Genomic DNA, 25,140 nt, shown 5'->3' with positions numbered 1-25,140 from the left:
CTACGCCGCGCCCGCATGGCCGCCCTAAAACCGCAGACGCATCAACGCGCCGCCGTCAGCCGCATCGTCGACTTCGATCCAGCCGCCGTGCGCCTCCATGATCGTCGCGACGATCGCGAGTCCGAGCCCCGCGCCTGCGTTGCGACTCCGGTCGACCCGATAAAAGCGATCGAATATTCTCGCGCGCTCGCGCGCCGGAACCCCCGGGCCGTGGTCGCGGACCGAGCAACACCTGCCCGGCCCGCTCACCACCTCGACCGTCGTTCCCCTCGGCGTATGCTCGAGCGCGTTCTCGATCACGTTGCGCAGCGCCCGGCCGAGCGCTTCCGTGTGACCGCGGATCGTCGCGCCGCCTGCATCGACGAACGTGATCGAACGGCCGCGCGCCACCGCGAGCGGCAGCAGGTCGGTGGAAACGTCACGCGCCAGCGCACCGAGGTCGACGCGATCGTCCGCGGCAATTTCGACCGTGCTCGCCTGCGCCATGTCGAGCATCTGGTCCACGAGCCGCTTCATTCGCTGCGCGTCGCGCGTGAGCTTCGTCTTCGTCTCTCCGTCGGGCAGGCTTCCGATGCCGAGCATCAGGATCGCCAGCGGCGTGCGCAACTCGTGCGCAGCGTCGCCCGCGAACTCGCGCAGCGTTTCCACCGACAGCTGCAGCCGGTCGAGCATGCGGTTCACCGATCCGACCAGCGCCTGCACCTCCCACAGCGGCGTCGCATCCGTTATGCGCGTGGCGATCTGCGCCGGATCGATGCGATCCACCGCGGCAATCGTTTCATCGAGCGGCTTCAGCGTGCTGCGCACCACGCTGAAGTTGAACAGCAGCAGCAAGCCCGACAGCAGCGCGAGCGGAAGCAAGACATGGAAGCGGATCTCGTCGAAGATCACTGGAACGAACGGCTTGAAGCCGCGGCCGGCGATCGCCACCGTCACCCAGTACGGGCGGTCGGCCACCGTCACGCGCCGCGTGCCCGTGAGCAGAAAGCGGTCGCCCCATGTTTCGCGCTGCGTGCGGATCACCAGGAACGACATGGGCGCCTCCTGTTCGATCCGCACCTCGCCGTCGTCATGTCGCGCGACGATCGCGCCGCCCTTCTCGTGAACGACGAACGCGCGGCGCGTGTCGGGCGCGAGCGGCTGCGCGAGATCCGCGGATCGCGCGAGGCCGGCATCCGCGCCGTCGGCGGCGATGGCGCGCGCGATGCGGGTCGCCTCGGCCGAGATCAGCAACTGATCGAGCTCGTTGGGGTTGCGCACGTACATCCACATGACGGCGAGCAACTGCACCAGCATGAAGATGCAACCGACGACGGCCAGCCGCACGGAGATCGTGAAGAACAGCGTGCGGCGTCGCCGCACCCGCGTGCCCGCCCCGTCAACCATTGCGCTGCGCTTCATCGCCGTCGCCGTCGCCATCCGACGCGGACGCGGATGTGCCGGTCAGCATGTAGCCGATCCCGTGCGCGGTGTGCAACGCGACCTGCGCATGCGCGGCGGCGAGCCGGCGCCGCAAGCGCGACACCACTGCCTCCAGCGCGTTCGGCGTGACCTCGGCTTCGAGCGCGTACAGCGAATCCTCGAGCGCGCCTTTCGTGACGACGTGCCCCACTCGCCGCATCAGGCATTCGAGCAGCCCGAGCTCGCGCGGCGGCACGGGCACGACGCGCCCCGCGACGCGCACTTCCCGCCCCGCCGTATCGAGTTCGAGATTGGCCACCGCAAGCGTGGTGCCGAGGCACGCGCCCGGCCGGCGCAGCAGCGCACGACACCGCGCCGTCAGCTCGCGCAGCTCGAACGGCTTGACCAGGTAGTCGTCACCGCCCGAGTCGAGCCCGATCACGCGGTCGTCCAGACTGCTACGCGCCGTGATGATCAGCACCGGCACCGTATGGCCGCCGCGGCGCAGCGCCTTCACGAAGGTCACGCCGTTGCCGTCCGGCATGCCGAGATCGAGCAGCACCAGGTCGTAGGGGGTCGACGCGAACGCACGCGTCGCGAGATCGAGTGTCGCGCACCAGTCCACCGCGAAGCCTTCCTTCGCCAGCCCGTCGGCGAGCAGCGACGCGAGCCTGGCGTTATCTTCGACGAGCAGCAGCCGCATGATCGACGTCCGTTTCAGATGCTGCCCGTTTGCGCCCGGTCACCATCGCAAGCACGAGGTTCTCGTGATGTCGGCGGCTCTCCACTACCGCGGCCGTCACGTGCAGCGCCGCCATGACCAGCACGGCGTCGACGAGCAACGCATGCGTGGTCTGCAGCCATTGCTCGCCCCAGAAGCGGTCGAGGCCCTGCATCCAGCCCGTGATGCAGACGGCGGCGAGCAGCGCCATCAGCGCGAGCATCATGAGGCCGCCCGCCGGGTTGTGGCCGACATAGCGGCGATCGCGCCCGGTTGCAGCGCTCGCGATGTGCATCACCGCCGCGCGCGGCGTCGTGACGAAGTCCGCGAAGCGCGCGTGCGTGCTGCCGACGAAGCCCCACACGACGCGCACGGCGAGCGCGCCGGCCACCGCGTAGCCGACGTAACGGTGCGGCGCCTTGCCGGCTTCGAGAAACACGTAGTTCGCGAGCACGCCGGCCACGACGCTCCAGTGAAAGATGCGCACGACGAGGTCCCACACCGGGATCGACCGCGCGTTCGCGTCATGTCCGGCGGCGGCGGGAGTGATCTGCGTGTCGTGACGATGCAACGGCAGCATGGCTAGTCCACGTTGCTTTCGACGACCGCGCCCGTCACCGGATTGAAATAGACCTCGGCCTTGCGGCCGTCGGCCGTGCGACCGTAGATCTCGTAGCAACCGGACGTGGTTTTCTTGAACACCTTGATTTCCTTGTAGCCCATCTGACTGATCTTCTTCTGCATCTCCGTCTCGCTCAGCCATTGCGATTCGGGCTGACGCGTGCAGGTCGGGCTGGCGACGGCCTGGCCGGCGATGCTGCCCAGCAGGATGATAGCGACGATGCTGCCGATGCGGTTGCGATTCATGTTGCGGCTCCTCTTGCCTGAAACGGCGAGCGCAAGGCGCGCTCATCGCCAAGCTTAGAGACGCCTTCTGACCATGTCCTGACAAACCCGCGCCGAAGCGCGTCGTCACACACCGATGGTCGTTGCACGTCGTGGCGCACGTCAGGACATTGTCAATCCTGCACGACAACATGGTCGGTGTCGCCACGGTCGGCGACGTTCCCGAAAAGGATACCGATCATGAAACGCTTCAAGCAACAGATGCCCGTCGCCGCGCTGGCGGCGCTTTCGTTCGTCGCGGCTCCCGCGTTCGCCGACGGTCCGTTGAAAGACCAGACGAAGCAGAACCTCGAGGCCGCGATGCACGGCGAGGCCTACGCGCACCTGAAGTACCTGGCCTACGCCGAGCATGCGCGCAAGAGCGGCCACCCGGAGATCGCGAAGCTGTTCGACGAGAGCGCGAACGTGGAAGCCAACGAGCACTTCGCGCGCGAGGCGGAAGCGCTGAATCTGGCGAAGTCCGACGAGGCCAACCTCGCCGACGGCATGGCCGGCGAGCACTACGAGAACACCAAGATGTACGTCAAGTTCGCGGAGCAGGCCGATGCGGCCGGCGACAAGAAAGTGGCCGCGATGTTCCGGCAGATCGCCGCCGACGAGGGCGATCACTACGCCGCGTTCCGCGCGGCGAGCGAGAAACTGCGGACGGCCAGCAAGTAACGCCCGCGCATTCGCGCCGGTCCGCTTTGCGTCCTGCTCCTCGCGGGAAGATTGCGACGCTTCGGGGAGCGGAAACGCCGTGCTTGTGCGAGCTGGAACGCCGTCGGATTCAACGGCGTCGCGCCCCGTCCGGCGTCGCCGCTTGAGCGGCGTTGCCGGACGCCCCCGTCGGGCAACACAATTGCGCGAGGATATCGAGGCCGCGCGCCGGCTCCCGAACGAATGGATTCGTCTCGTCCCACGCGTACCCTGCCAGGATCGCGCAGACCATGCGCTTCACTTCCGGCGCCTTGTCGTCGTGGAAGACGATGTCCTGCAGGTCGCCCGAATACCATTTCTCGACGAACGCGCGGAACGTATCGATGCCCTTGCGCAGCGCGACGTCGTAATCCCGCTGCCAGTCCACCGCCTCGCCGCGCCACTGCCGTTCGAGCGCCTGCACCGCCAGATGCGACGAGCGCATGGCAATCGTGACGCCCGACGAGAAGATCGGATCGAGAAACTCGCCGGCATTGCCGAGCAGCGCATAGCCGGGGCCGTGCAGCCGCTCGACGTTGGCCGCATAGCCGCCGATATGGCGCACCGGCATCACGAACGGCTTCTCGCCGACGAGACGGGCGAGCGTCGGCTCCGTCTGCAACAGCTCGCGCAACAGCGCTTCGCGCCGCGCTTCCGGCACGTCGAGGAACGCCGCTTCGGCGACGCAGCCGACCGACGAGCGGCCGTTCGTCAATGGAATCATCCAGAACCACACGTCGCGCCGCTCCGGATGCACCGCGATGCAGATCTTGTCGCGATCGGTCGACCCGGCCGGCAGGCGATCCTCGACGTGCGAGAACAGCGCCGCGCGCGTCGGCATGCGCGTGGGCGCCTCGAGGTCGAGCAGCCGCGGCAGCACGCGGCCGAAGCCGCTCGCGTCCAGCACGAACGACGCTTGAACGGAATATTCGTGGCCGGCCTCGTCGACCACGTCGAGCCGCGGCGTATCGCCGGCGTGAAACGCACGCACGGCATGACCGAATCGCACCTGCGCGCCCTGCTTCTCCGCGCAGCGGATCAGCAGATCGTCGAACGCGGCGCGTTCGACCTGATAGGCCGTGCCCCAGCCGTCGGAGAACTTGTCGCGGAAATCGAACGACGACATGCGATCGCGATGCACGAAATACGCGCCGTTCTTGAACTGGAAGCCCGCCTCCACGACGGCCTGCAGCATGCCCGCCTCGTCGAGGTAATGCATGCTCTGCGGCAACAGGCTCTCCCCGATCGAAAAGCGCGGAAAATGCTGGCGCTCCAGCACGAGCACCGACCGCCCCGCCTTGCGCAACAGTCCCGCGGCCACCGCGCCGGAAGGCCCGGCGCCGATGATCGCGACGTCGACCGAATTCGATTTCATCTCGTTCATGCTTGCCCGTTCATTTCGATTGATTGGGTATCTTACGTTTCTCACGCCGCAACATGGCGTTGCAAACTACAATGGGCGCCAAACAAATCCCGGATTCCGACCAAGGCCCATGACGTCCCACCGTACGCACGCTCCCGCCTATGTTCCCGAAACCCGCTTCGGCGTCTGGTTCCTGCGCACGCACACCTGGGAACATCACGTGCTGCGGGTGGCCATCAACGACCTGAAGCGGCTCATTACGACGCCGCTGCCGGCCGCCCCGGTCATCCTCGACGCGGGCTGCGGCCAGGGCAAGTCGTTCAGGCTCCTGAACGATGCGTTCTCGCCGCGCAAGATCGTCGGCATCGAATGCCACGACGAATCGCTCGCGCAAGCGACGCACCAAGCCGGCCGCTGCGCCACGCCGGTCGAGCTGCATCGGGCCGACTGCACACAGATTCCGCTGGCCGACGCGAGCGTCGACATCGTGTTCTGTCACCAGACCTTCCACCACCTCGTCGAGCAGGAGCGCGCGCTGGCCGAGTTTCGCCGCGTGCTGAAGCCGAACGGCCTGCTGCTGTTCGCCGAATCGACCGACGCCTACATCAAGTCGTGGGTCATCCGGCTGCTGTTCCGGCATCCGATGCACGTGCAGAAGAGCGCGGACGGCTATCTCGCGATGCTGCGCGGCGCGGGCTTCTCGTTCGACGAGCGGAACGTATCGCTGCCGTACCTGTGGTGGAGCCGCGCGAAGGACTTCGGCCTGCTCGAGCGCATCGGCCTCTACACCCCCAAGCCCGGCAAGCGCCGCGAAACGCTCGTCAACGTGGCCGCATGCAAGCCTGCCTGAGCCCGACGAGGCCGCCTCGCGGCGGCCCGTTGCGGATCGACGCGCGTTACCGCTTCAACGTCACGACTTCGCCCGTCAACGCCACGCCGGCCACGAATGCGCCGGCGCCGCAGGTGTACGCGCTCGTGCTCGAGTGCAACACGTTCCGATAGTTGCTGTTGATGCCGATCACGGCATTGCCGCCTTCCTGCTTGGCGCGCGCCTGAAGCTCGATCACGGCCGACAGGAACACGTGCTGGCACGCGGCCTCGTCGCTCTTGCCGAACGCGTTGGTCTTCTTGTTGGTCGCGAACGTCCCGTACGACTTGAGCACGCGCGGATGCGGCCGATCGCCGAAATACAGCGCGATGCTGTCGTCGACCTTGCCCGGCTCGCTCGTCAGTGCGCTGTCGATCGGGTAGGTGTCGATCGTGTCGCGCGCGTAGGCGGCCGGGGCAGCAAACGACGCGGCGAGCAACGCCAGTGCGATGCGATGTTTCATCGGTACTCCGTTATCGGACGTTCAGTTTCACGACATCGCCCGACACGGCGATCGCGCCCGCGCTGGGGCTCACGCCGCACGTATAGCCGGTAGTCGAATTCGACTGGTTCTCGTGAAAACGCGTCGTCACGTTGACGACCGCATTCCCGCCGTGGTTCTTCGCATACGTGCGCAGGCGGCCCAGCGCCTCGGCGAGCGCCTGATCGCACGTCGGCTGCTCGTTCAGCGTGCCGCGCTGCACGCGCACGGACGCCGAATGCGGGCCGATGACGGCCTTCACGTCCGGATGCGGCTGCGCACCGAAGTAGACCGCGACACCGCTGCTGTCCGCCGCCGTCGCCGCTGCCGGCAAAGGCAGCGAACGCACCACCGTGCCGCACCCCGTCAGCAACGCAGCCGCGGCCAGCATGCCGGCCAGAAGTCCTGCTTGTTTCATGGTTATCGCCCTCTCAGCTCATCAGGTTCAGATCAATCGTCCTTCCAGGCGTCCAACAACAGGCTCGCGCAACTGCCGCCGAATCCGAACGAGACCGACAGCGCCCGCTCGATCCGCGCGTCGCGCGCGGTGCGCACGAGCGGCATGCGCCCGACCGCGGGATCGGGCGTCCCGTCGACGGCCGTGCCCGCGATGAAACCATCGCGCATCATCAGGATCGCGTAGATCGCCTCGTGCGCGCCGCTCGCGCCGAGCGGATGGCCGGTCATCCCCTTCGTCGACGAGAATGCGGGCACGTCGTCGCCGAACACGTCCGCGAGCGCCGCCAATTCCTCGACGTCGCCGAGCGGCGTCGACGGCGCGTGCGTGTTCACGTAGTCCGGGCGCCGTCCGCCGCCGGCTTCGACCGCATCGCGCATCGCGCGGGCGATACCGCGCGCATGCGGCGCCGCCATGCCCGCGTTGTCGGTGCACTGGCCGAAGCCGACCAGCTCCGCATGGATCCGCGCGCCGCGCGCGCGTGCGTGCTCGAGCGATTCGAGCACGAGGATGCCCGCGCCCGACGCGATCACGAAGCCGTCGCGGCCGATGCCGTACGGTCTCGACGCCTGGTCCGGCGTGTCGTTGAATCGTCGACCGGACAACACGCCCATCGCATCGAACATCAGCGTCATGTTGTCGTGCAGCGCGTCGCTGCCGCCCGCCAGCACGACGTCCTGGCAGCCGGACCGGATCAGCTGCATCGCCTGCCCGATCGCGAGCGCCGAGCTCGTGCACGCGGACGACGGCGAATACGCGACGCCTTCGATGCCGAACAGCTGGGCGACGCAGGCCGACGCGGTGCTGCTCATCGCCTTGGGCACGACGTAAGGCGGCGTCTTGTCGATGCCGCGCTGCGCGGCAATCGCCATCGCGTCGTCATAGGCGGCCATCGAGCCGATGCCGGAGCCGACGATCGCGCCCGCGCGCGGCGAACGCAATCGCGCGGGATCGAGCGCTGCGTCGTCGATCGCCTTCGCCGCCGCATGCGCGGCGAAGCGCGCGGTGTCGCCCATGAAGCGCTCGTGCTTGCGCGCGAACGGCGGCTCCGCCGCGACACTGGCGACGCCCGCGACCTGGCTGCGGAACCCGCGCGCGCGCCATGCATCGACGCGCGCGAGCGCCGAGCGGCCCGCGCGCAGCGCCGCCGACACGCCGTCGAGCGAATTGCCGAGGCACGACACGATGCCGAGCCCCGTGACGACGACGCGCGCAGGCATCGGGCGGGCGGCCGTCACGCGGCGATGCGCCGGAAGATCAACGACGTGTTGATCCCGCCGAACGCGAAGTTGTTGCTCATCACGAACTCGGCGTCGATCTCGCGCGCCGCGCCGACGATGTAGTCGAGCGCCGCGCACGCGGGATCGACGTTCTCCAGGTTCAGCGTCGGCGCATACGCGTTGCGCTTCATCATCTCGATCGTCCACCACGCCTCGAGCGCGCCGCAGGCGCCTAGCGTGTGGCCGACGTAGCTCTTCAGCGAGCTGATCGGCATGCGCTCGCCGAACACCGACGCGGTCGCGTGACTCTCGGCGACGTCGCCGCGATCGGTCGACGTGCCGTGCGCGTTCACATACGCGATCGCCGCCGGATCGAGCCCGGCGTCGCGCAGCGCGAGCCGCATCGCGATCGCCATCGTCTCGGCCGTCGGCTGCGTGATGTGCGCGCCGTCGGAATTGCAGCCGAAGCCGACCACCTCCGCATGGATCGTCGCGCCGCGCGCGATCGCGTGCTCGTATTCCTCGAGCACGAGCGTAGCCGCCCCCTCGCCGACCACGAGCCCGTCGCGATCGACGTCGAACGGGCGCGGCGTCAGCCTGGCCTCGTCATTGCGCGTGCTGGTCGCGTACAGCGTGTCGAACACCGCGACCGCCGGGCCCGACAGCTCCTCCGCGCCGCCCGCGAGCATCAGCGTCTGCTTGCCGGTCGCGATCGCTTCGTACGCGTAGCCGATCGCCTGGCTGCCCGACGCGCACGCGGACGACGTCGGCACGATCCGGCCTTTCAGGTCCCAGAACAGGCTGACGTTGACGGCCGTCGTGTGCGGCATCATCTGCACGTAGCTGTTCGACGTCACGTCGCGCATCGAACCCGTTTCGAGCATCGCGCCGAACGCGCGGATCGGCTCGACCGAGCCCGACGACGACCCGTACGCGACGCCCATCCTGCCGTCCTTGATCGACGGATCGTCCGCGAGACCGGCGTCGGCGAGCGCGAGCTCGCTCGCCCGCACCGCATACATCGACACCGGGCCCATCGACCGCGTCTTCTTGCGCGGATAGGACTTCGGCACTTCGAACGCCGGCAACGGACACGCGAGCCGCGTATGCAGCGCTTCGTAGCAATCCCATTCCGGCATGCGCCGCACCGCATTGCGCCGCTCGCGCAGGCGCGCGTCGATCTCGTGCCAGTGCTGGCCGAACGCGGTCACGCCGCCCATTCCCGTCACGACCACCCGCTTCATCAGATCATCCCGCCGTTGATGCCGATCACCTGCCGGGTGACGTAGCGCGCCGCATCCGACATCAGGAAGCCGACGACCGACGCGACTTCGTCGGGTTGCCCGACGCGCCCCATCGGCACCGTCTTCAACGCGTGCTCGAGCGGCACGTCGTCGAGCATCCCGGTATCGACGAGACCGGGTGCGACGCAGTTGACCGTGATGTTGCGCGACGCGAGCTCGACCGCGAGCGCCTTCGTCGCGCCGATCAGGCCGGCCTTCGCCGCGCTGTAGTTGACCTGCCCGCGATTGCCCATCACGCCGGACACCGACGCGATCGTCACGATGCGGCCGCCTTTGCGCAGCCGCACCATCGGCATCGTCAGCGGATGAACGACGTTGTAGAAGCCGTCGAGCCCGGTCTCGATCACGACGTCCCAGTCCTCGTCGGACAGCGCCGGAAACGCGCCGTCGCGCGTCACGCCCGCGCTGCAGACGATCCCGTAGTACGCGCCGTGCGCGGCCACGTCGGCCTCGAGCAGTTGCCGGCAGGCCGCGCGGTCGCGCACGTCGAACTGCAGCACGCTCGCCGTGCCGCCCTGCGCGCGAATCGTCTCGGCGACGGCCTCCGCATCCGCGCGCCCGCTGCGGCAATGCACCGTCACCGCGAAGCCGTCCGCCGCCAGTCGCAGCGCGACGGCCCGGCCAATGCCGCGGCTCGCGCCGGTCACGAGAACTCGCCGAGTCATGAATTGAAGCTCCCTTCGATAAAAGACTGAAAATCGTCCGGCTGGTACACCTTGACGATCGCTTCCGCGCAGCATTGGCCGTCGGCATGGATCGCGCATTCGTACGCGCCGTGCCCTTCGTCGCCGCGCAGCAGTTCGCGCGCCGCGATCCGCAGCGTCGCCCCCGCCTCGAACGCGGCCCGATGCGCGCTGTAGCGGTTCGCGCCGAGCAGCACGCCCGGCTTCGCGCGGCCGCCCGCGTGCCGCGCCAGCAGCCCGACGTGCGCGGCGATCGCCTGCGCCATCAGCTCGATGCCGATCCACGCGGGCATCGCGCCGTCGTCGTCCGCGTACCACGCGTCGCGGCGCGCGGTCGCACTCACCTCGATCGCGGTTTCGGAACAGCGCTCGATCGTGTCGAGCAACAGCATCGTGCCGCGATGCGGCAGCACGTCCCGCACGTCGCACACGGCGAGCTCCGCGCCGTCGTGCAAGGTTTCCATCAACGAACCGGTCTGCATGTCAGCGCCCCAGGATCAGGCTGGCATTGCTGCCGCCGAATGCGAACGAATTGCTCATCACGTACTGGCTTCCGGTGTGGCCGGCAAGCCGGCGCTCTTCCTGCACGAGATCCAGCGCCGGCAGCGCGGGGTCCGGCACGCCGTCCCACACGTGAACCGGCAGCGGCGTCCCGCGCGCGAGCGCCAGCCACGCGAACGCCAGCTCCGTCGCGCCCGCCGCGCCGAGCATGTGTCCGGTCAGCGGCTTCGTGCCGCTCGCGGGCACGCCGCCGGGAAACACGCGCGCCATCACGCGCGCTTCCATCTCGTCGTTCAGGCGCGTCGCCGTCGCGTGCAGGTTCACGTAGCCGAGCGCCGACGGACTCACGCCCGCGTCCGCGAGCGCCTGCCGCAGCGCGTCCTCCGCGCCGCGCCCCTCCGGGTCCGGCGCGGAGATGTGATGCGCATCGCTCGACTCGCCGACGCCGGCCAGCCGGATCTCCCCGTCGTCGCGGCTCATCACGAACACCGCCGCGCCTTCGCCGATGTTGATCCCGCAGCGATTGGCGCTCATCGGGTTCGTGCGCGCGGGGCTGACCGACTCGAGCGACGCGAAGCCCTGCATCGTCAGCGCGCACAGCGAATCCGCGCCGCCGACGACGACCGCGTCGCACAGGCGCAGGCGCAGCAGCCGGCGCGCGGCCGCGAACGCCTTCGCGCTCGACGTGCACGCGGTCGACAGCGTGTACGCCGGCCCGGCGACGCCGAGCGCCGCGCGCACGAACGGCGCGGCCGTGCCGATTTCCATCTGCCGGTAATCGAACGCCGGCGGCATCGCACCCGACGCGGCGCGCTGCGCGAACGCCTCCTCGGCCGCGCGGATGCCGGACGTGCTCGTGCCGATCACGACGCCGATGCGGCGCGGCCCGTAGCGCGCCACGGCTGCGTCGACGGCCGGCGCGATCTGCGCGAGCGCGGCCAGCAGCAGCCGGTTGTTGCGGCAATCGAAGTGCGCAAGCGCGGCCGGCGGCGCGCACTCGAGCGGTGCGGTCACGCGCCCGACCCAGCCGCCGGCCGGCGCATCGGCGCGCGGCGCCATCCCGGGCGCGACCCCGCGGCCCAGGGCGTCGACGATCGCGTCGGTCGTGGCGCCGAGCGCGTTGATCATGCCGGGCGCCGACAGGTAGACGGCCGTACGAGTCGAATTCATGCGCGGCGCTCCTGGCCAGATGGCGTGGCGAGCGGCGCGAACAGCACCGAGAACACGATCCCCATCGCGAGGGTCGTGCCGAAGCCGCGCAGCGCGGGCATCGCGCTCGCGCCCAGCATGCCGAACGACAGCAGCGTCGTCGCGGCGGAGAGCAGCACGCCGGTCCACACCGCGCCCAGGTTCGCGGCTTCCCGGATGCAGCCTTCGCGCAGGAAGACCGCATAGTTCGCGCCGACGCCGAGCACGAGCATCAGCGCGAGCCAGTTGAACAACGTGAGGGGGATGCGCAGATAACCGAATACCGCCAGCGTCAGGCCGATCGCGAGCACGATCGGCAGCGTCGTCGCGATCCCGCCGCGCACGCCGTAGCGCCACATCAGCAGCGCGGCGACCACGACGAGCGCGCCGCCCAGCCACCAGCCGCTGTCGATTCGGTACGCGCCGAACAGCTTCGACACGCCCGCCGCCTTGTCGACCCACGACACGCCCGGCAACGTGCGCGCGACGGCCGCGAACGTCGCGACGTTCGCCGCATCGACGCGCTCGGGAATCGCGAGCGCCGCGCTGACCGGGCCGGCGCCGCCGTCGATTCGACCGAGCCACAGATGCCGGAACGGCGCCGACCAGCGCGCGGCCAGCCAGCTGTCGACCGACAGCGTCGCCGCGGCGTCGGCGGAGAACGCGCGCAGCCACGCGTCGGCGACCTCGTCGCGAAAGCCCGCGTGCGCGAGCGTCGCGCGCAACGCAGCCCTATCGGCGAATACCTGCGTGGCGAGCACCGCACGGTCGCGCGCCTGCCGCTTCGCCGACGGCACGAACGTCGCGAGCGACTGCACGCGGCCGACGCGTTGCGCATCCAGCGCGCCGATCAGCGCCTCCGATCGCTCGAGCACCTGTTCGTCGGACGCGCCCTGAACGACGAAGAATTGGGCGGTGTTCGCGAGGCCCACCGCCGCACGAATGCTGCTTTCCTGCCGCGCGAGGTCCGCGTCGCGCTGAATCAGCAGATGAACGTCGTCGTCGCTTTTCAACAGCGCCCAGCCCGGGATGGCGACCAGCGCCACCAGCACGGCGACGGCCACCGCGCGCCGGCCGGCCAGCAGCGACTGCCAGCCGCTCAGCAAGCGGGCCGCGTTCGCGAACACGCGCGCCGGCACGCGCCGCGGCGGCCGGGTCAGCATCAGCGGCAGGAAGCCCGTCACCGCCGCGAACGCCGCCGCGATGCCGACGATCGCGAAGCACGCGATCTGCTTCAGCGCCGGGAACGGCACCCACGTCAGGATCGCGTAGCCGAGCAGGCTCGTCGCCAGCGCGACGGCGAGCGCCGGCCGCACGGCGGCCGCGCCGCGTCGCGCATCCCATTGCGCGCCCGACGACAGGTACACGACGAAGTACTGGATCGAGTAATCGACCGCCTCGCCGATCAGGCTCACGCCGAACACCAGCGTCAGCAGATGCAGCTTGCCGAACACGGCAAGCGTGGCCGCGAGCGCGCAGACGATGCCGAACGCGGTCGACGCGAACGCGAGCACCAGCAGGCGCGGCGTGCGGAACACGCTCAGCAGCAGCAGCGCGATGCCGCCCAGCGACACCGCGCCGATCACGTGCACGTCGCGCTCCGCGCTCGCGCGCGCGGCCTGCGCATAGAACACGGCGCCGGCGCGGTCGACGCGAACGCCGGCGAAGTCGGCCGCGAGCGCACGTTGCGCAGCGTCCGTCGCGACGCGTACCGCGTGCTGCACCGTCGATTCATAGGCCGACCCCGGCAGCGACGTCATCACCAGCACGCTCGTCGCGCCGTCGCGATGCGAGACCAGCATGCCGTCTTCCATCGACAGATCCGACGCCGCCAGCGGCAGCGCGCCGAGCCAGTGCTGGAGCCAGCCGAACGGATCGTCCGACACGGCGGTCGGCAGGCCGTCGACGGGCGGGCTGTAGAGCCGCCGCGTCAGTGCATCGGCGAGCGCGGCGTCGCCGCGCTCGAGCGACGCGCGGTCGGCATCCGTCAGCAAGCCGAAGCGGGCCGGCAGGTAGGTCGCCGCGATCTGCGACGGATCGAACGGCGGCACCTCGACCGTGACCGAGCGAAACGCGCCGCTCTTCGCGAGCAGCGCGCCGAACTGCTTCGCGGCGGCCTTCGCGCGCGCCGCGTCGCGGTCGGTCACGAGATAGACGGTGCGCTCGCCGAGCGCCGCCGACAACCGGTCGACCGCCTGCTCGGCAACCGGATTCGCCTCGGTCGCGGGCAACAGCGCCAGCAGGTTCGTCTGCAGCGGCGACGCTCCGGTGAAGCGCCACAGGATGATCGCCGCGGCAGCCAGCGTGACGAGCAGCCACGCGCCGCACAGCAAGCGCCGTCGCGCGCGTGCAGGTGCGCCGCCGCTCACGTCGCGCGTCGTGCTCATCAGCGCGCTCCGAGCCACGCGCGCTCGGCCGGCGCCGGCGCGTCCACCGGCGTCGGCCGCGCAAACTCCAGCACGCTCGCGTTGCCGTTCGCGAACGTCATGCCGAGCGCGCCCAGATACGCGCCGCCGCTCATCTCGAGCACGCGGATCGCCTGCGCGAGCTGCGGCTGGTTCGGCCGCAGCGTCATCCGCCAGCGCTCGCGCGTGCCGGTCGCGTCGACGTCGAACTGCGCATAGAGCGCCGACAGGTCGCCGCCGAGCATGTCGCGCATCATCCGCGACACCTGGGCGACGCCGCGGCCGCTCCCGCCCGCCGCGACGAGCCGTCCGTCCGCACCCACCTCGCGCATGCCGCCGTCGGTGATCACGTAGGTCGCCTTGTACGGCGTATCGATCCGCCAGACGACGCCGGACGCGCGGTCGAACAGCATCGATCCCGTGCTGACGAGCGGCTGCTTCATCGCCGCGAGCGTCTGGGTCTGCCGAAACTCCGCGCGGATCGCACCGACCCGCGCAAGCCGCGCGGCGATGTTCGACACGAGTGCGGCATCCGCGGATTGCGCCGCCGCGCTCGACGCCGGCGCGGCTACGGCTGCGCCGCCGGCCAGCGTCAGGCATGCGGCCGCGAACATCGTCACGAGCCGTCCGTTGCGCAGCATCAGGCCCATTGCGCACGCACCCGTTCGATCAGCGCCGCCGGCGACACGAACTGCAGTTCGCGCGTCGTCGCGTCGATGGCCAGTTGCACCGTATACCCCTTCGTCAAACGCTCGCCGGACACGGCATCGACGATTTCATAACCGATCTTCAGCCGGTTCTCGAATTCGAGCAGCGTCGCGCGCACATCGACGCGCTGGCCATAGACTGCGGGCCGCACGTACTTCAGGTGCGCTTCGACGACCGGCCACAGATAGCCGGACGCCTGCATCGCCGGATAGTCGTAGTCGATCGCGCGCAGCAGCGCCGCGCGTCCGGCTTCGAAATACTTCAGGTAATGGCCGTGCCAGCAGACGTTCATCGCGTCGACGTCGTGGAACGGCACTTCGACGCGTGCCGTCGCGGTCAGCGCCGGACGAGCTTCGTTCATGCCGCCTCCTCCTGCCCGATGCTCTCGCGCGATGCGCCGATCGCGTCGCACGCGGCGAGCCGCGCGGTCAGCGCGCGCAGCTCGGCTTCGAGCGGCCGGTCTTCGACGACGAGCGGCGAGCCCCGGTTCACGTCGTCGACGAACGCGCGCAACGGCGCCGACAGATGCGTGCCGGCAACCTCCCGCATCCGCAGGCGCACTGCCTGGACGGTCGCGAGCACGTGCGCGGCCGCGACCTGCTCGGTCAGCTCCAGCACGCGCAGGCAGTCGCGTGCGGCGATCGTGCCCATGCTGACCTTGTCCTGGTTGTGCGACTCGGTCGAGCGCGAGAACACGCTCGCCGGCATCGTGTGCTTGAGCGCTTCCGCGGTCCACGCCGACGCGGAGATCTGCACGGCCTTGAAGCCGTGGTTGATCGGCGCGCGATCCGGCGCCGCGCCCGTCAGGTTGCGCGGCAGGCCGTTGCTGAACTTGTCGTCGACGAGCAGTGCGAGCTGGCGGTCCATCAGGTCCGCGAGATTCGCGACCGCGGTCTTCAGCGCATCCATCGCGAACGCAATGTGCCCGCCATAGAAGTTGCCGCCGTGCAGCACGCGGCCGTCGTCCGGATCGACCAGCGGATTGTCGTTCGCGCTGTTGAGCTCGTTCTCGACGTCGCGGCGCACCCAGCTCAGCGCGTCGCGCACGACGCCGATCACGTGCGGCGCGCAGCGCACCGAGTAGCGATCCTGCAGCCGGCGGGTGGGCGATTCGTCGCGTCCCGCGAGATCCGCGCGAATCCACGCGGCCGCTTCGGCCTGCCCGGCGTGCGGCTTCGCGTCGAACAGCAGCGCGTCGAAATGGGCCGCGCGCCCGTCGAGCGCGACGGTCGTCAGCGCTGTGAGGCGCGCGGCGATCCGCGTCAGGTAGTCGGCCCGCGCGAACGCGAGACACGCGAGGCCCGTCATCACGGCGGTGCCGTTCATCAGCGCGAGCCCTTCCTTCGGCGCGAGCGTCAGCGGCTCGCGGCCGAGCGTGCGCCATACGGCCCGCGCGTCGCGCTCGCCGCCGTCGTGGATCACCGTGCGTTCGCCGGCCAGCGCGGCGGCGACGTACGACAGCGGCGTCAGGTCGCCGCTCGCGCCGACCGACCCTTCCGACGGAATGCGCGGCAGGATCCGGTAATTCACCAGGTCGGCCAGGCGCTCGAGCAGCATCAGGCGCACGCCGGAGTAACCGTAGGCGAGCGAATTGAGCCGCGCGGCGACGATCGCGAGCGTCTGCTGCGCATCGAACCACGCGCCCATCCCGCAGCCGTGATAGCGCGTCAGTTGCAGCGGCAGCGCGTCGACGAGTGCCGCGGGCACGTCGACGACGCATGCGTCGCCATACCCGGTCGTCACGCCGTAGACGGTCCCGCCGTTCGCGAGATGGTCGCGCAACCACGCCGCGCCGCGCTCGATGCGCGCGCGCCAGGCGGGCGCCGCGTTCAGTGCAAGCGGTGCCCCGTCGCGCGCGATCGCGACGACGTCCTCGATCGTCAGATGCCGTGCGCCGACCACGACGGCCGCCCGGCCCGCTGCCCCCGCGGCGCTTGCCGCGACGTCGCTCATCTCATGCTCGGCCACGCGGCCCTCCATCGGGCCGCGCCCAGAAATCGAAGAAGTTGAACCATTGATACGGCGCCTTGCGGCAATAGTGTTCGAGCCGCGCCGCATAGCGCTGCGCCCAGACGGCGACCTGCGCGGCCCGTTCGCGGCGCGGCAGCTCGATGCGTTCGGCGAACGGTTCGAAGTACAGACGGTATTCGCGCCCTTCCTTCAGGCAGAAGAACAGATAGACCGGGCAGCCGAGCGCGTGCGCGAGGATGTACGGCCCCTGCGCGAACGGCGCGTGCTCGTCGAGAAAGCGCGCGTCGACGGTCTTGCCCGCGTCGTGCGGCGGCACGCGGTCGCCGACGATCACGAGCAGTTCGCCCGCGTCGATGCGCGCCTGCATCATCATCGCGGTGTCGGGACCGAAATCCGCCACCTCGACGAGCTGCTCGCCGAACGCCGCGTTCGCCTGCGCGAGCATGCTGTTGAAGCGCTTCGCGTGGCTCGTGTAGACGATCGCGGTCACTTTCGCGTGCGCATCGCGCAACGCCAGCGCCCGCGTCATCTCCAGGTTGCCGAGATGCGCGCCGATCACGAGCGCGCCGCGTCCGCTCGCCGCGAGCGCGTCGAACGCCGCCGCATCGTCGAACCGCACCGCGAGGCGATCGAGCCGGCCGGACCACGCGACGAACTTGTCGAATCCCGATTGCGCGAACGCGAGCATGTGCCGGTATGCGCTGCGCCATCCGGGCTGCGGTACGGCCGCGGCATTTGCATCGCGCAGGCGGGCGATATAGGTATGCGACGCCGCGCGTGCGGTGCGATTCGTCAGCACGAAATAGCCGACGATCGGGTATAGCCAGAGCGACGTGAAGCGCGTGCCGAACCAGCGGCAGCTCCACGCCAGCAACGCCATGCCGGCGCGACTGCCGCGCTCCGGCGTGCGCCACCATGCGCGTGCGCGCGCCGTCGGCGCGGCGCCGCGCCGCCCGACGAGCCGGCGTGCGACGAGCAGCGGCGCGCGCACCAGCATCCCGGCCACCAGCCGCGTATGGCTAGCGCTGATGCGCACGTTGTCCCACAGCACGTCGAAATGCGACACGCCGTCGGCCGGATAGACGACGCGCGTCGGAATCGTGCGGAACGCGAGGCCGCGCCAGTGAAGCCTCACCAGGATCTCGCTGTCGAAGTCCATGCGGGTCGGCATCGACACCGCATCGATCAGCCGGCAGACGGCGTCGAGCGGATAGAGCCGGAACCCGCACATCGCGTCGGGAATGTCGAGCGACAGCGTCTCGATCCAGACCCAGACGTGCGTCAGGTAGCGGCCGTACAAGCGCGCCTTCGGCACGCTGTGGTCGAAGCGCGGACGGCCGAGGATCACCGCGTCCGGCGCGGCCTGCGCGGCGGCGACGAACGCCGGCACGTCGGCGGCATCGTGCTGGCCGTCCGCGTCGATCTGGATCGCATGCGTATGGCCTTGCGCGCGCGCCGCGCGCAGCCCGGCCATCACGGCGGCCCCCTTGCCGCCGTTGACGGGCAGGCTCAACAGCGTCATGCATCCCGCGTATTGCGCGGCGAGTGCGGCGAGCGTCTGCCGCGTCGCCGCATCGCTGCCGTCGTCGACCACGATGATCGGCAGCCCGTGCACGGCGAGCCGCGCGAGCGTCCCGCCGATCGCGTCGCGATGGTTGTAGATCGGAATGACGATGCAGACGTCGATCATCACGCGCTCGCTCCGTACACGATCGTGCCGGACGTGCACTCGCGCTCGCCGCGCCGGAACGCGAACTTCACGCAGCCGCGCGCCGGATCGTGCGCGATGCGCAGCGCGAGCACCGCGCCCGGCGGCACCGGAGCCTTGAATTTCAGATGCTCGACGCAACGCAGCTCGCGCACGGCCGGCAGCTCGCGCGCGGCCAGACGCGCCGCCCAATCGATCTGCACGACGCCGGGCAGGATCGGCATGCCCGGAAAATGGCCGTCGAAGTGCGCGAGCGTGGCGGGCACGCGCAGTTCGTAGTGCCATCCGTCGTCGTCATGCCGTTCGGCGAGCAGCTCGAAGCCTTCCGGCGTCGGCGCGAACGCGGCGGCGATCGCCGCGGCCGGCAGCTTGCCGCGCGCGTCGAACGGCATCGCGCGCCGGAAACGCCAGTGCCGCGGCAACGCGGCGGCGTCGAAGTACGCGCCGAGCGCATGGCGCAACGCGGTCGCCACGGCGACCCGTCCGTCGGCGGCCAGCGCGTCGCGCCCGGCCGCGGACAATACCGCGACGACGCCGACGTGCGCGCGCGTCGCGCCGTCGACCACCACGGCCGCCGCCTGCGCGACGTAGGCGTGCGCGAGCAGCCGCGCCTCGAGCTCGGGCAGCGACACGCGCTTGCCGTCGAGCTTGACCACGCGATCGCGGCGGCCCGTCAACTCGAAGCGGCCATGCGCGTCGAAGCGCGCCGCATCGTCGGTGCGGTGCCACCGGTCGTGGCCGAGATGCGCGGAGCGAACGCACAATGCGCCGTCGTCGTCGCAACGCACGTCGATGCCCGTCATCGGCTGCCATGCCTGCGTGCGGTCCTGGCGCCGCCATGCGATGCCGCCCGTCTCGGTGCTGCCGAAGATCTCGAGCGGCGCGGCGCCGAACGCCGCTGCGTACGCCGACGCCGCGTCGGCCGGCAACGGGCCGCCCGACGAAAAGAACACGCGCGGCGCGATGCCCGGCATCGGGAATCCCGGCAGCGCGGGCCAGCGCATCAAATGCGACGGCGTCGACACCACGATGCCGTCGCCGTATGCGGCCAGCCGCCGCTGCAGCTGCTGCGGGTCGAGCGACAGCGCGCGGTCGAACGCGCGGCCCGCCGCCAGCGGCCACATGATCCTGAACAGCAGCCCGTAGATGTGGTGATGCGGGACGCTCGACAGCGTCACCGCCGTGCCGACCCGCTCGGCCCACTCCCGCTGCAGGGTGCGCACTTCCGCGTCGAACTGGGCGAGCGACTTGCGCAGCGCCTTCGCCTGGCCGCTGCTGCCCGACGTGTACAGCGTGATCGCGGCATCCGCGTCGATCGCGCGCGACGGAACCGGCGCGCCGTGCTCCGCGCGGCCGGGCGCGCATGCCGCAAGTGCGTCGTCGTCGAGCAGCATGTCGTAGGCATGCGCGAGATCGCGGAGATAACCGGGCGCCGCGCTCGCCGGGATCACCGCTTCGCATCCCGTCGCCGCGACGGCGAACAAAGCGCAGGCGAATTCGTAGGGATCGTCGGTGGAGATCGCGACGCGGCGCGCGCCCGACGACTCGACCACGCGCGCGATCGCGTCCGCGCGGGCGCGAAGCTCGGCCAGCGTGATGCGCGCGTCGCCGTCGCGGCAGACGACCGTGCGTGCATCGGCGTCGGCATCGGCGGACAGGAGGTCGTGCAGCGCGATCATGCGGCCCCCGCCCCGGCCTGCCGGCCCGTGACGAACAGCCGGCGCCAGACCCATTCGCCGGCGATCAATGCGCCGATCAGCACATAGGCGATCGCACCGTTGTAGAGGGCCCATGCGGCATGGCTCCAGTACAGCGCCGTATAGACGGAGAACGCGCCGTTCAGCACGAAGAACGCGCACCAGACCTGCGTGACGCGCCGCGTATAGCGCACGACGGCCGGCGCGGGATCGGGATGGCTCAGCCGTGCGAACTTCTCGATCATCGACGGGCCGCGCCACAGCGTCGCGCCGAACGCGGCGAGCAGGCCGGCGCTCACGCAGGCCGGATACAGATGCAGCAGCCGCGCGCTGTCGGTCACGGCAATCGCGACCGACATGCCGGTCAGTGCCGCCGCGACGCACCAGTCGAGCGTCGCGAGCCGGCTGAGCGCGGCGGCGAACGGGCCCTTCCCGACCGTGCGCTGCAGCCACAGCAGCGCGAGCAGCAGGCAGCCGACGTAGCGCGGCGCCAGCCCGTGCCACGCGCAAAGGATCGCGAGCGGATAAGCGATCGCCAGCGCCGCCCGCGCCACGGCGCCGGCATAGCGCGGCAGCACGGGGCCGGTCGCACGCATGCGCGCCGCCGGCGTCATTGCTTGCGGGCGAGCAGCGCGTGAACCGCGGCGATCACGTCGCCGACGGTGCGCACCGACTTGAATTCTTCCGGCTTGATGCGCTGGCCGGTCATCTCCTGCAGCTTGATGGCCAGGTCGACGGCGTCGATGCTGTCGAGATCGAGCTCCTCGAACAGATGCGTGTCGGGCGTCACGCGCTCCGGCTCGATCGCGAAATTCTCGTTGAAGATCGCGCGGATGCGCTCAAGGATTTCTGCGTCGGTCACGTGTCACTCCCCGGTTGCCGGAACGGCGTGGTTCGATTGCTGATGCGCCTGCTGGCTCGCGATGAACGCGGCCAGCGTATTGATCGAGCGGAAATGCGCTTTCGTGCGCTCGTCGTTCGCGGCGATCGTCAGTTGGAATTTCTTGCGCAGCATGATGCCGACTTCGAGCGCGTCGACCGAGTCGAGCCCGACGCCGTCCGTCGAGAACAGCGGCGCGTCGTCGTCGATGTCGTCGACCGTCATGTCGTTGAGATCGAGCATCTCGATCAGCAGCTGCTTAATTTGCAGTTTTAAAGTATCCATGCTGAATGAGACTTTGAGTAATGTGCACTTCCACCTCGCGGGCAATGCTGCGCGCGGCGATCGACGGCGACGCGACGTTCGCTGCCAGCCGGTCCAGATCCATCGGTTCGAGCACGTCGATGCGCATGCGGAACGCCCGCGACGGCACGTGATACCAGCGCAGCTCCTTCGTGAACACCGGCGGATCGCAATCGATCAGGACCGGCTGGATCCGGCTGCGCGATTGAAGCGCCATGTGCGCGAAGCCGCGCGAAAACGCATGCAGGCGATTGGCGCCCGGGCTGCGCGTGCCTTCCGGAAAAATGATCATCGTGTAGCCGGCCGCCAGTTGGCGCGCGCCGGCATCGACCAGTTCGACCGCATCGGCATTGCTCACGTACTCGGCCGCGCGCACGATGCCCCAGAAACACGGGTTGCCCCAATGGCCGCGCTTGACCACGCAGCAGGCCTTCGGCGTCAGCGACAGCAACACCATCACGTCGAGCCAGGTCGGGTGGTTGGCGACGACGATGGCCGGGCCGCGCTGCGCCAGACGCTCGACGCCGCTCAGTTCGAGCGTCATCACGCCGATGCGCTGCAGCACGGCGACCAGCATGCGGAAGAAGTGATGGATGACGAGCGTCACGCCCCGTTGACGCGAGCGCCGGTGCGGCCAGAGCGTGCCCGCGACGATCGCCAGCAGCGAGAACGCGGAGCCGCACAGCGCGAAGAAGCCCAGGCACGCGCCGGTCGCGAACAGCCGCCAGCCGTAGTCAAGCCGCGTGCGCATGCCAGCTCCATCGCCACGATGCATGAGGGCTGCGCCACGACGCCGTCGTGCGCGTCGACAGGCAACGCAGCAGCGCGGCGCTTTGCGTGCCGGCTGCATCGTCGGCATCTTCGTGCGCGCAGTCGTCCGCATCCTCGGCGGCCATCTCGCAGGTCAGATAGCCGGCCGGTTTGGCCGCGCCCAGCAGGATGGCGAGGCCGACGCTCTCCGGATCGTCGTCGACATCGCCGTAGACGGGATCGGCAGGTTCGTGCGCGTAGACGAGCAGCACCGGCGACGCCGGCGAGGTTTCGTATTGGGAATAGGCTTCGAGCATCGCGTAGCCGAGCGTCTCCGGCCCGGCCGCGATCGCGGTCGCGGTCGAGCGGTCGCGCCTGGCGATGCCGAAGATGCCGGTGACCGCATTGAGAACCGAGAGGCTGAACGCCGTCGGCGACACGGGCTCGCGCGCGCCGATGGCGGCGAGTATGCCGGTGGTGCGCGCCAGCTCCCCGTGGCGCGATGCGAACACCATGCGCAGCGGATCGTCGTCCGATCCTGCGCAGTCGTACGCTGCCTGAAGCGCGACACGCGACAGCCGGCTCAATCGGCGGCGCACCATCGGATCGATAAATTCGACACCCGGCACCCCCGCGGTCGAAATCGACGTCCATCTGGCGATTGGCATGGTCCAATGCAAATCGGCCATTTTTTTGTTCTCTTTACGGTTACTTCGCTGAGGGTAGTTTTTTTAATGCGCCGCTCGCGATGCGCAGTCAGATGCCGTTTCATCCAGCATGCCGTCCTGCACGTCGGACTCGGCGGTTCGAGACATCGGCTTACCGGCTCCCCGGAGCCATACAGCCGATCACGCAGGAAATCGCGGCGTCACGCAACACAATCGACGGACGGCCGACCGTCGGGCGGTCTTGTTTCGGCGAGACTGTAACAGGACCGTCGTGCGAAATCAACGCGACGACGCCGGCGTCAGACGATATTTAATCCGATTTGTCAATTGTTATGAAACGCTCGATTCGAAAGCGTCAAACGGTCGGGAGTATAACGCGTTAGCGGTCGAGCGCATAACCGGCGAGCGCGATGCGGTGAACCGGATAGCCGGTGTCCATTAGGGCGCGCGTCTCGACGCGTTATGCGTGCGCATGCCGCCGCCGGGCGCACCGTTGCGTCGAACCGCGGGCCTCGTTCCTGACACTGATGCGTCTGGCGCAACCGGCGATGTAGTCGCGGGCATTTCGAGCGCGCCGAAGAACGCGCAATGCGGATCATTTATCCGAATCCAGTATCAGCCGCCGCGGAGGTATTCAATTACGTCGCGGGGTTTCCCCATTCGATACGGAGATACGATTCCACGAGCGGTTTGTCGCGTCTCGATGTGGCGATAATCTTGCCGTCGCGATGGCCGGTATTTTCTTGCAGCGAGACGGGCGTTGGTCTTCGCCTCGGTGTTTCCAAAATCGCTCGTTGGCGTCTGACTTGCCGAGCCCCGCCCGACGCCGCTTCAACTCTGCGGCAACGCCAGCGTGAAGATCGCGCCGCCCTGCTCCGCATTGCCGGCCGTCAGCGTTCCGCCGTGACGATCGACGATGCCGTAGCTGATCGACAAGCCGAGCCCCGTTCCGCGCCCCTGCGGCTTGGTCGTGAAGAACGGCTCGAACAGGTGCGGCAGATGCTCGTCCATGATGCCCGTGCCGTTGTCGCGCACCGTGACGATCACCTGGCCGTCACGGTGGGTCGCGTCGATCCAGATCTCCGGCGTGCCTCGATGCGCGCTCGACGCGGCGTCGCACGCGTTCTGGATCAGGTTCATCATCACCTGCAGCAATTGCCCCGCGCTGCCGTGCACGAGTTGCGGCTCGCCGGGCGACCAGTGAACGTCGAAATCCGGCCCCGCGCCTTTCCTGATCCAGTGAATCGCGCGCGTCACGACCTCGTTGATGTCGACCGCGCCGAGCTCCTCGCGATCGACCGCGGAGAACCTGCGCAACGCGCTGACGATGTCCGCCGTGCGCTGCGCGCCTTCGACCATTCCGTCCACCAGCGACGGCAAGTCGGCCAGAATCGGATCGATCCGCAACTCCGTGCGCAGCCGGGTGCGCTCGGCGGCCGATAGCGGCTGCGCCGTCGCATCGATGAAGCGCGTCAGGCGCTCGCCATACCGCTTCAGCACATGCACGTTGCCGAGCACGAAGCTGATCGGGTTGTTCAGCTCGTGCGCGACGCCGGCGACCAGACGCCCGAGCGCCGCCATTTTCTCCGAGTGAAGCAGTTGCTGTTGCGCGTGCTTGAGCGCGTCGTGCGCTTCGCGCAGCTGCCGATACGCGCGTTTGAGCTCGCCCGTCGGGCGGCCTACCAGCAGGTAGCCGAGCCTGCGGCCGCGCGGCCCGCCACGCGGCGTACAGCTGAAGTCGACCGGCACGGCCGCGCCTTGCCGATCGCGCATGTTCAGTTCGACCACCGTGCCCTGCGCCGGCGTGCCCGACGCCGTGACGGCGCGCAGCGCGGTGACGCTCGCGTCGTCGGCGAGCCAGCTCTCGAAGCGCGATCCGCGCAGCACGCTGTCCGGCTGCCCGAGCAGTTCGCACATCGCGGCATTGGTTTCCTCGACCTCGCCGCGCGCGTTGCACGCGGCCAGCACGTCCGACATCGACGACAGCAGCCCGAGAATGAACTGCTGCGATTGCTCGAGCTGCGCGTTCTTCTCCTCGAGCGCAATCTCGTCCTGCACGAGCTGCGAGTAGACCTCGTCCATCTTGTGGATCACTTCGAGCCAGGCTGCGTCGTCGAGACCTTCGGCATCGGGCCGGGCGTCCGGCCCCGCGGCGGCGTGGCTCAGCGCATCCGCGCCGGGCGCCGCGCGGCGCTTCGCCGCCGGTTTGGGTGGGTTCGATCGATTGCTCGCCATGACGCTGTCAGTACGCTGTTCGTAATCCGGGTTCGGCCGACCGT

26 protein-coding genes are annotated in these 25,140 nt (G+C 69.4%); 2 read left to right on the top strand and 24 right to left on the bottom strand.

What is annotated here, in order from left to right; all coding sequences use genetic code 11:
* Positions 1-24 precede the first annotated feature (24 nt).
* The 4 genes from WJ35_RS15755 to WJ35_RS15740 are packed head-to-tail and all read right to left on the bottom strand — an operon-like array spanning position 25 to position 2,989.
* Positions 25-1,401, bottom strand: coding sequence for a sensor histidine kinase (locus WJ35_RS15755; RefSeq protein ID WP_226092223.1), 1,377 nt, complete (start codon positions 1,399-1,401; stop codon positions 25-27).
* Positions 1,379-2,104 (bottom strand): response regulator transcription factor, encoded by a 726-nt coding sequence (locus WJ35_RS15750; protein WP_011880107.1) that lies wholly within the window; start codon positions 2,102-2,104, stop codon positions 1,379-1,381. Before WJ35_RS15750 ends, WJ35_RS15755 begins: the two co-directional genes overlap by 23 nt.
* Positions 2,079-2,702, bottom strand: a complete 624-nt coding sequence (locus WJ35_RS15745) for a cytochrome b/b6 domain-containing protein (protein ID WP_011880106.1) — start codon at positions 2,700-2,702, stop codon at positions 2,079-2,081. The genes WJ35_RS15750 and WJ35_RS15745 overlap by 26 nt, the downstream gene beginning before the upstream one ends.
* Before the next feature lie 2 nt (positions 2,703-2,704).
* Positions 2,705-2,989 (bottom strand): PepSY domain-containing protein, encoded by a 285-nt coding sequence (locus WJ35_RS15740; RefSeq protein ID WP_011880105.1) that lies wholly within the window; start codon positions 2,987-2,989, stop codon positions 2,705-2,707.
* Positions 2,990-3,208: 219 nt separating this feature from the next.
* On the opposite strand from WJ35_RS15740, the gene WJ35_RS15735 reads away from it, so the two are divergent.
* Positions 3,209-3,688 (top strand): rubrerythrin family protein, encoded by a 480-nt coding sequence (locus WJ35_RS15735; RefSeq protein ID WP_014725839.1) that lies wholly within the window; start codon positions 3,209-3,211, stop codon positions 3,686-3,688.
* Positions 3,689-3,797: 109 nt separating this feature from the next.
* Here the strand turns inward: WJ35_RS15735 and WJ35_RS15730 are convergent, their stop codons facing one another.
* Positions 3,798-5,090, bottom strand: a complete 1,293-nt coding sequence (locus tag WJ35_RS15730; protein WP_069239499.1) for an NAD(P)/FAD-dependent oxidoreductase — start codon at positions 5,088-5,090, stop codon at positions 3,798-3,800.
* Between the two features lie 109 nt (positions 5,091-5,199).
* On the opposite strand from WJ35_RS15730, the gene WJ35_RS15725 reads away from it, so the two are divergent.
* Entirely contained in the window at positions 5,200-5,919 is a 720-nt protein-coding gene (locus WJ35_RS15725; protein ID WP_069239498.1) for a class I SAM-dependent methyltransferase, read from the top strand.
* A gap of 46 nt (positions 5,920-5,965) precedes the next feature.
* Here WJ35_RS15725 and WJ35_RS15720 read toward each other — a convergent pair whose 3' ends face one another.
* From WJ35_RS15720 to WJ35_RS15630, 19 genes are all read right to left on the bottom strand, one after another.
* Complete coding sequence (locus WJ35_RS15720) at positions 5,966-6,400, bottom strand: excinuclease ABC subunit A (RefSeq protein ID WP_011880101.1); 435 nt, start codon at positions 6,398-6,400, stop codon at positions 5,966-5,968.
* Positions 6,401-6,410: 10 nt separating this feature from the next.
* Complete coding sequence (locus tag WJ35_RS15715; RefSeq protein WP_069239497.1) at positions 6,411-6,836, bottom strand: signal peptidase; 426 nt, start codon at positions 6,834-6,836, stop codon at positions 6,411-6,413.
* Positions 6,837-6,868: 32 nt separating this feature from the next.
* On the bottom strand, positions 6,869-8,095 hold the full coding sequence (locus WJ35_RS15710) for a beta-ketoacyl synthase N-terminal-like domain-containing protein (RefSeq protein WP_069239496.1): 1,227 nt from the start codon (positions 8,093-8,095) through the stop codon (positions 6,869-6,871).
* A gap of 14 nt (positions 8,096-8,109) precedes the next feature.
* On the bottom strand, positions 8,110-9,339 hold the full coding sequence (locus WJ35_RS15705; protein WP_069239495.1) for a beta-ketoacyl-ACP synthase: 1,230 nt from the start codon (positions 9,337-9,339) through the stop codon (positions 8,110-8,112).
* The gene (locus WJ35_RS15700) at positions 9,339-10,064 is read right to left on the bottom strand and encodes a 3-ketoacyl-ACP reductase FabG2 (RefSeq protein ID WP_069239494.1); all 726 of its coding nucleotides are present in this window, start codon (positions 10,062-10,064) and stop codon (positions 9,339-9,341) included. The genes WJ35_RS15705 and WJ35_RS15700 overlap by 1 nt, the downstream gene beginning before the upstream one ends.
* Complete coding sequence (locus WJ35_RS15695) at positions 10,061-10,564, bottom strand: hotdog family protein (RefSeq protein WP_060231009.1); 504 nt, start codon at positions 10,562-10,564, stop codon at positions 10,061-10,063. The genes WJ35_RS15700 and WJ35_RS15695 overlap by 4 nt, the downstream gene beginning before the upstream one ends.
* 1 nt (position 10,565) lies before the next feature.
* Positions 10,566-11,753, bottom strand: a complete 1,188-nt coding sequence (locus tag WJ35_RS15690) for a beta-ketoacyl-[acyl-carrier-protein] synthase family protein (protein ID WP_069239493.1) — start codon at positions 11,751-11,753, stop codon at positions 10,566-10,568.
* Positions 11,750-14,158: an MMPL family transporter gene (locus WJ35_RS15685; RefSeq protein WP_069239492.1), complete on the bottom strand. Its 2,409-nt coding sequence runs from the start codon at positions 14,156-14,158 to the stop codon at positions 11,750-11,752. Before WJ35_RS15685 ends, WJ35_RS15690 begins: the two co-directional genes overlap by 4 nt.
* Entirely contained in the window at positions 14,158-14,826 is a 669-nt protein-coding gene (locus tag WJ35_RS15680) for an outer membrane lipoprotein carrier protein LolA (protein WP_155121923.1), read from the bottom strand. Before WJ35_RS15680 ends, WJ35_RS15685 begins: the two co-directional genes overlap by 1 nt.
* Positions 14,817-15,245, bottom strand: a complete 429-nt coding sequence (locus WJ35_RS15675; RefSeq protein WP_069239491.1) for an acyl-CoA thioesterase — start codon at positions 15,243-15,245, stop codon at positions 14,817-14,819. Before WJ35_RS15675 ends, WJ35_RS15680 begins: the two co-directional genes overlap by 10 nt.
* On the bottom strand, positions 15,242-16,852 hold the full coding sequence (locus WJ35_RS15670; RefSeq protein WP_069239791.1) for an HAL/PAL/TAL family ammonia-lyase: 1,611 nt from the start codon (positions 16,850-16,852) through the stop codon (positions 15,242-15,244). The genes WJ35_RS15675 and WJ35_RS15670 overlap by 4 nt, the downstream gene beginning before the upstream one ends.
* Entirely contained in the window at positions 16,839-18,545 is a 1,707-nt protein-coding gene (locus WJ35_RS15665) for a glycosyltransferase family 2 protein (RefSeq protein WP_069239490.1), read from the bottom strand. Before WJ35_RS15665 ends, WJ35_RS15670 begins: the two co-directional genes overlap by 14 nt.
* Complete coding sequence (locus WJ35_RS15660; protein ID WP_069239489.1) at positions 18,545-20,242, bottom strand: AMP-binding protein; 1,698 nt, start codon at positions 20,240-20,242, stop codon at positions 18,545-18,547. The genes WJ35_RS15665 and WJ35_RS15660 overlap by 1 nt, the downstream gene beginning before the upstream one ends.
* Positions 20,239-20,874, bottom strand: coding sequence for a hypothetical protein (locus tag WJ35_RS15655; protein ID WP_060230994.1), 636 nt, complete (start codon positions 20,872-20,874; stop codon positions 20,239-20,241). Before WJ35_RS15655 ends, WJ35_RS15660 begins: the two co-directional genes overlap by 4 nt.
* Entirely contained in the window at positions 20,871-21,122 is a 252-nt protein-coding gene (locus tag WJ35_RS15650) for an acyl carrier protein (RefSeq protein WP_010092650.1), read from the bottom strand. The genes WJ35_RS15655 and WJ35_RS15650 overlap by 4 nt, the downstream gene beginning before the upstream one ends.
* 3 nt (positions 21,123-21,125) lie before the next feature.
* Positions 21,126-21,425, bottom strand: a complete 300-nt coding sequence (locus tag WJ35_RS15645) for a phosphopantetheine-binding protein (protein WP_059715586.1) — start codon at positions 21,423-21,425, stop codon at positions 21,126-21,128.
* The gene (locus WJ35_RS15640; protein ID WP_069239488.1) at positions 21,400-22,194 is read right to left on the bottom strand and encodes a lysophospholipid acyltransferase family protein; all 795 of its coding nucleotides are present in this window, start codon (positions 22,192-22,194) and stop codon (positions 21,400-21,402) included. The genes WJ35_RS15645 and WJ35_RS15640 overlap by 26 nt, the downstream gene beginning before the upstream one ends.
* Entirely contained in the window at positions 22,178-22,882 is a 705-nt protein-coding gene (locus tag WJ35_RS15635; RefSeq protein WP_069239487.1) for a beta-ketoacyl synthase chain length factor, read from the bottom strand. Before WJ35_RS15635 ends, WJ35_RS15640 begins: the two co-directional genes overlap by 17 nt.
* Before the next feature lie 810 nt (positions 22,883-23,692).
* Positions 23,693-25,096 (bottom strand): PAS domain-containing sensor histidine kinase, encoded by a 1,404-nt coding sequence (locus tag WJ35_RS15630; RefSeq protein WP_080484349.1) that lies wholly within the window; start codon positions 25,094-25,096, stop codon positions 23,693-23,695.
* Positions 25,097-25,140 lie beyond the last annotated feature (44 nt).

It is taken from the genome of Burkholderia ubonensis, from assembly GCF_001718695.1.
Classification (GTDB): domain Bacteria; phylum Pseudomonadota; class Gammaproteobacteria; order Burkholderiales; family Burkholderiaceae; genus Burkholderia; species Burkholderia ubonensis_B.
This window is presented reverse-complemented; position numbering and strand designations above follow the sequence as displayed.